This window comes from Streptomyces sp. NPDC058964, from assembly GCF_042741275.1.
Taxonomy (GTDB): domain Bacteria; phylum Actinomycetota; class Actinomycetes; order Streptomycetales; family Streptomycetaceae; genus Streptomyces.
The window spans coordinates 1-4,499 of sequence record NZ_JBHYKH010000646.1; the positions used below are offsets into that span (position 1 = coordinate 1).

Below are 4,499 nucleotides of genomic sequence, written 5' to 3' on the forward strand. Positions count from 1 at the left end.
TGGCGCGGGACCACCCTCTTACTGAACTCCACTGAGCGCATCAGCCGGGTGTGTTTGTCCGTGACGCGCTGTTCGGCGGCGTTGGGGCCGCCGCCGCCCGGGTACAGCGTGGAGGGATGCACATGGCGGCCCTCCATCAGGCAGAACATCTCGCGGGTGTAGCGGCTGACCTGGAGCGCCTCGCGGTAGAACTCGCCCTCGAGGGGGTTCAGGGACCGCATGATGTCGGCGATGGTGCGGTAGCCGTGCTCCCCGGCGTGCGGGGCCTCGGTGCGCTCGGCGAGTTCGAGGACGCCGGGGTTCGTCTCCTTGACCATCTTCTCGCAGTAGTCGACCCCGACCAGGTTCTCCTGGAAGATGTTGTGGTCGAACATGTACTCGGCCGCCTCGCCGAGGTTGATGACCCACTCGCCGAGGTGCGGGGGCTTCACGCCGTAGGCCATGTTCTGCGCGTACACCGAGCAGGTCGCGTGGTTGTCGCCGCAGATGCCGCAGATGCGGCTGGTGATGAAATGGGCGTCGCGTGGGTCCTTGCCGCGCATGAAGACGCTGTAGCCGCGGAAGACCGACGAGGTGCTGTAGCACTCGGCGACCCGCTTCTGCTTGAAGTCGATCTTCGTATGGATGCCCAGGCTGCCCACGATCCGGGTGATCGGGTCCCAGGACATCTCCATCAGGCCGCTGCCGTCGCCGGCCGCCTTGGTCTTCGGGGTCATGGTCTGTGTGCTGTCCTTCGTGTGACGGGGGGGTCGGGAGGAGGGCGGAGGCGGGTTCAGGCGCGTCGGGCGTTCACCACGGACGCCGGTATCCGGTGGTGAGCTTGCGGCCCTTGTGGCGCCACTTCGGCTCCTTGTCGACGGTGTGGAGGGTGACGGAGCGCAGCTTGCGGATCACGGCGCCGTAGGCGCCGCTCGCCGTGGTGGAGAGGGTCGCGCCGGGGGGCTGCTCCATGAAGGGCATGAACTTGTCCGGGAAGCCGGGCATGGTGCAGGCGATGCAGATGCCGCCGACGTTCGGGCAGCCGCCGATGCCGTTCATCCAGCCCCGCTTGGGCACGTTGCACTTGACGACCGGGCCCCAGCAGCCCAGCTTGACCGAGCACTTGGGCGAGTCGTACGTCGAGGCGAAGTCGCCCTGCTCGTAGTAGCCGGCGCGGTCGCAGCCCTCGTGCACGGTGGCACCGAACAGCCAGGAGGGGCGGAGCTTGTCGTCCAGCGGGATCATCGGGGCCGAGCCGGCCGCCTGGTAGAGCAGGTACGTGAGTGTCTCGGCGAAGTTGTCGGGCTGGATCGGACAGCCCGGGACGCACACGATGGGGATGCCGGCCTTGGACTTCCAGTCCCAGCCGAGGTAGTCGGGCACGCCCATGGCGCCGGTCGGGTTGCCCTGCATGGCGTGCATGCCGCCGTAGGTGGCGCAGGTGCCGATGGCGACGACGGCCAGGGCCTTGGGAGCGAGCCGGTCGATCCACTCGCTGGTGGTGATCGGCTGGCCGGTGGCGGGATCGTCGCCGAAGCCGCACCAGTACCCCTCGGGCTTGATCGCCTCGTTGGGGATGGACCCCTCGACGACCAGCACGAAGGGGTCGATCTCGCCGCGCTCACCCTTGAAGAACCACTCGATGAACGTGTCGGCACCGCCGACCGGCCCGCATTCGAAGTCGATCAGGGGCCAGTGGACTTCGATCTTCGGCAGCCCCGGCAGCACGCCGAGCGCGATCTGCTCGATGCTCGGCTGCATCGCGGCCGTGAGCGCGACCGAGTCGCCGTCGCAGCTCAGTCCGGCGTTGATCCAGAGAATGTGGATCGTGGGCGTCTCGTCGGCGGGCTTACCAGCGGTTTGCGTCGTGCCGGCCGTGTCGGGCGTCGCCGGTGTCATGGGACCGCCTCCTTGGGGAGGTATGAGATGAAATCAGGTATTTCGATGCTTTTCTGTATTTCTTGCTACCAGCCGGCAGGCCGAGACGTGACGCTGGTTGCGTCCGTTCCGGTGACACGGGCCCCGGACGCGTCCGGTCCGACGGCGCCCCGCGCGCCGGTGCCTGCGGCGAGGTGCGGCGGTGTTCCGGCGGGGTGCTCCTTGCGGACGAACGCGCGGCGCAGCGCGTGGTACGGGGCCCGGGGGTCGTCGAAGGTGCGGCGCATCCGGGCCAGCTCGCGCTCCCGGAACGCGGCGAGGGGCTCGGTGCTCTCCTGACGGTCCAGCGACTCCTTCTTCGCCGCGATCCGGGAGGCCGTGCCGGGCAGCGCGGCCAGCCGGGCGGCCAGCGCGCCCACCTCGGCGGCGAAGTCCCCGGGACCGCAGTCGACGACGCGGTCGACGAGGCCCAGGCGTGCGGCGCTCGTGGCGGTCACCGGCAGGGCCTCGCTCATGAGCCGGCCCGCCGTGGCCGCGCCGACCCGGCGGGGCAGCGTGTACGTCCAGTACTCGGAGCCGTACAGGCCCATGAGCCGGTAGTGCGGGTTGAGCACCGACCCGGCGCGGCACCACACCTCGTCGGCCGCCAGGGCGAGCATCACGCCGCCCGCCGCCGCGTTGCCGCCGGCGGCCGAGACCACGAGCCGGTCGGTGGTGGTCAGGACCGCCTCGACCAGGTCGTCGATGGCGTTGATGTTCGCCCAGGACTCCGCGGCGGGGTCGGCGGCGGCCTCGATGACGCCCAGGTGGATGCCGTTGGAGAAGAAGTCCCGCTGCCCGCCCAGCACCAGCACGGTGGTCGGGCGTGCGCACGCCCCGCGGTACGCGGCGAGCAGGCGTCGGCACTGGGTGGTGCTCATGGCGCCGCCGGGGAAGGAGAAGGACAGGAATCCGACGCTCCCGGCCTCCCGGTAGCGGATGTCCGTCCAGGTCTGTGCGGCGCAGGCGGGCGGTGCGGGGAGTTCCGGCAGGGGTGGCAGGCGGTCGCCGAGGGCGGTCACCGCGGGCAGCCGGAAGGCGCGCGGCCGTCCGGGACCGCGCCGGTGCCGGAGCTCCGGGATCCACACGGCACCGTCCTTCGTGGCCCGGCAGATCGCCCCGGCGCGGGTGGCGAGCAGGGCGCCCGGAGCGCCGCGCAGGCCGTCCTCGGGATGGCCGCCGTGCAGGTACCACTCGTCGCCGAGCAGGGTGTCGAGGACGCCGGGCTGTGAATCCGCCGCCCGGAGTTTGCGCAGGACGGTGTCGGTGGAGTCCGCGGACCAGTCGATGCGCCGCAGGCTCTGGTCGAGGTACGGACGGGCCCGACCGGCGCCCTGCGTCAGCGGGGTGTGGCTCCCGGAGGCGAAGCGGTCCACGGCGAGCAGGACGGCCGCCAGCGCGGCGTCGGCGATCTCGCCCCGGTACAGGTCGCTCTTGGACACCGGCGGGACCGGGCACCGTACGGTCGCCCACACGTCACCGGCGTCCATCTCCTCCACCGCCTGGAGAACCGTCACTCCCCACTGGCCGGCGCCCTCCTGGACGGCCCGGTCGAGCGAGGAGGGACCCCGGTCCCCGGCCGGTCCCGGGTGCACGACGAAACAGGGCCGGGCGGACCACACCTCGCGGGGAATCGCCGTTCTCAGCATCGGGGCGAGGATCAGCTGCGGGTCGTGCCGCGCGACGGCCTCCGCCAGGGAGTGGCCCGGCAGCGCGAGTTCGACCGCCACGACGTGACCGCGGTCGCGCAGCTCGGCGTGGACGCGTTGGGTGAGGCTGTTGAAGGCGCTGGCCACGAGCAGGATGTGCACGGCGTACTCCCGGCGGACGACGCACCGGGCAGTCGTGCCCGGCCGACTGCGATGCTGCGCCACCGGCGGCCGGTGCCCAGGCAGACAAGCGGCGGGGTCACCCGAAAGCGGGGCCGACGCCGCCACCCGGCCGTGTGGACATGGCAATTCAGACAGTCGACACAGAAGCGAACAGATTCAGCGCAGATTCGGAGCGAGTTCTTCTCCGACCGTGCGAGGTCGGTCGATGACGGTGTGTACTGTGCTCCGAGCGCTTTCAGTGAGCGCCATGGACTCCCCCTGCCCTCCCCCGCCCGACTTCCCTGGAAGCCCTTTCGATGATCGAACTACCGGACCTGGCGGCCGGCGGTCTCGCCGCCGGAACGCTGTCCGCGCTCGCGCTCGGCGGCGGTCTGCTGCGGTCCCGGCGCCAGAAGGCGGCGCTGCGAGCCGAGTTGACCGAGACACGGGCCCGACTGGAAAGCGCGCAGCAGGCGTTCACCGCCGAGATCGAGCATCTCGCGGCACGGCGCATCCCGGCCGCCGCCCAGCAGCTCGCGCATCCCCACGTCGTCGTACCGGGCCCGCAGCAACCGCAGACCGCCGGAACGCCCGCGGGCATCGCGCTGGAGCACGCCCTGACGGCCCTGCGGGCCGAGCTGACGGCGCAGCGCACCCGAATAGACGCGGCCCCCCCCGCGGGCCAGGGCGGCGCCCCCCCGGTGATCACGGGCCCGCGGGAACGCCACCCGGACCCGCGGCGCCGGCGGCAAAACCCGCAAGGCAGCCCCGGGTTGTCGCCCAACCCGTTGA

Annotated in this window: 3 protein-coding genes and 1 pseudogene; 1 reads left to right on the forward strand and 3 read right to left on the reverse strand. The window is 71.5% G+C overall.

Annotation, left to right across the window (positions count from 1 at the left end; all coding sequences use genetic code 11):
- The 3 genes from ACFW2E_RS42175 to ACFW2E_RS42185 all read right to left on the reverse strand — a co-directional run.
- Positions 1-716, reverse strand: a 716-nt coding sequence (locus ACFW2E_RS42175) for a nickel-dependent hydrogenase large subunit (protein ID WP_384476061.1), incomplete at its 3' end; no start/stop codon positions are given.
- Positions 717-789: 73 nt separating this feature from the next.
- Positions 790-1,878 (reverse strand): hydrogenase expression protein HypE, encoded by a 1,089-nt coding sequence (locus ACFW2E_RS42180; RefSeq protein WP_384476064.1) that lies wholly within the window; start codon positions 1,876-1,878, stop codon positions 790-792.
- Positions 1,879-1,943: 65 nt separating this feature from the next.
- The gene (locus ACFW2E_RS42185) at positions 1,944-3,707 is read right to left on the reverse strand and encodes an enoyl-CoA hydratase-related protein (protein WP_384476067.1); all 1,764 of its coding nucleotides are present in this window, start codon (positions 3,705-3,707) and stop codon (positions 1,944-1,946) included.
- Between the two features lie 317 nt (positions 3,708-4,024).
- Here ACFW2E_RS42185 and ACFW2E_RS42190 point away from each other — a divergent pair.
- Positions 4,025-4,499 (forward strand): annotated as a pseudogene (locus ACFW2E_RS42190) (protein kinase); the annotation flags it as partial.

What these genes read in the sequence shown, in the direction of transcription:
- ACFW2E_RS42180 (WP_384476064.1), bottom strand. Translation starts at nt 1,878, where the DNA reads ATGACACCGGCGACGCCCGACACGGCCGGCACGACGCAAACCGCTGGT.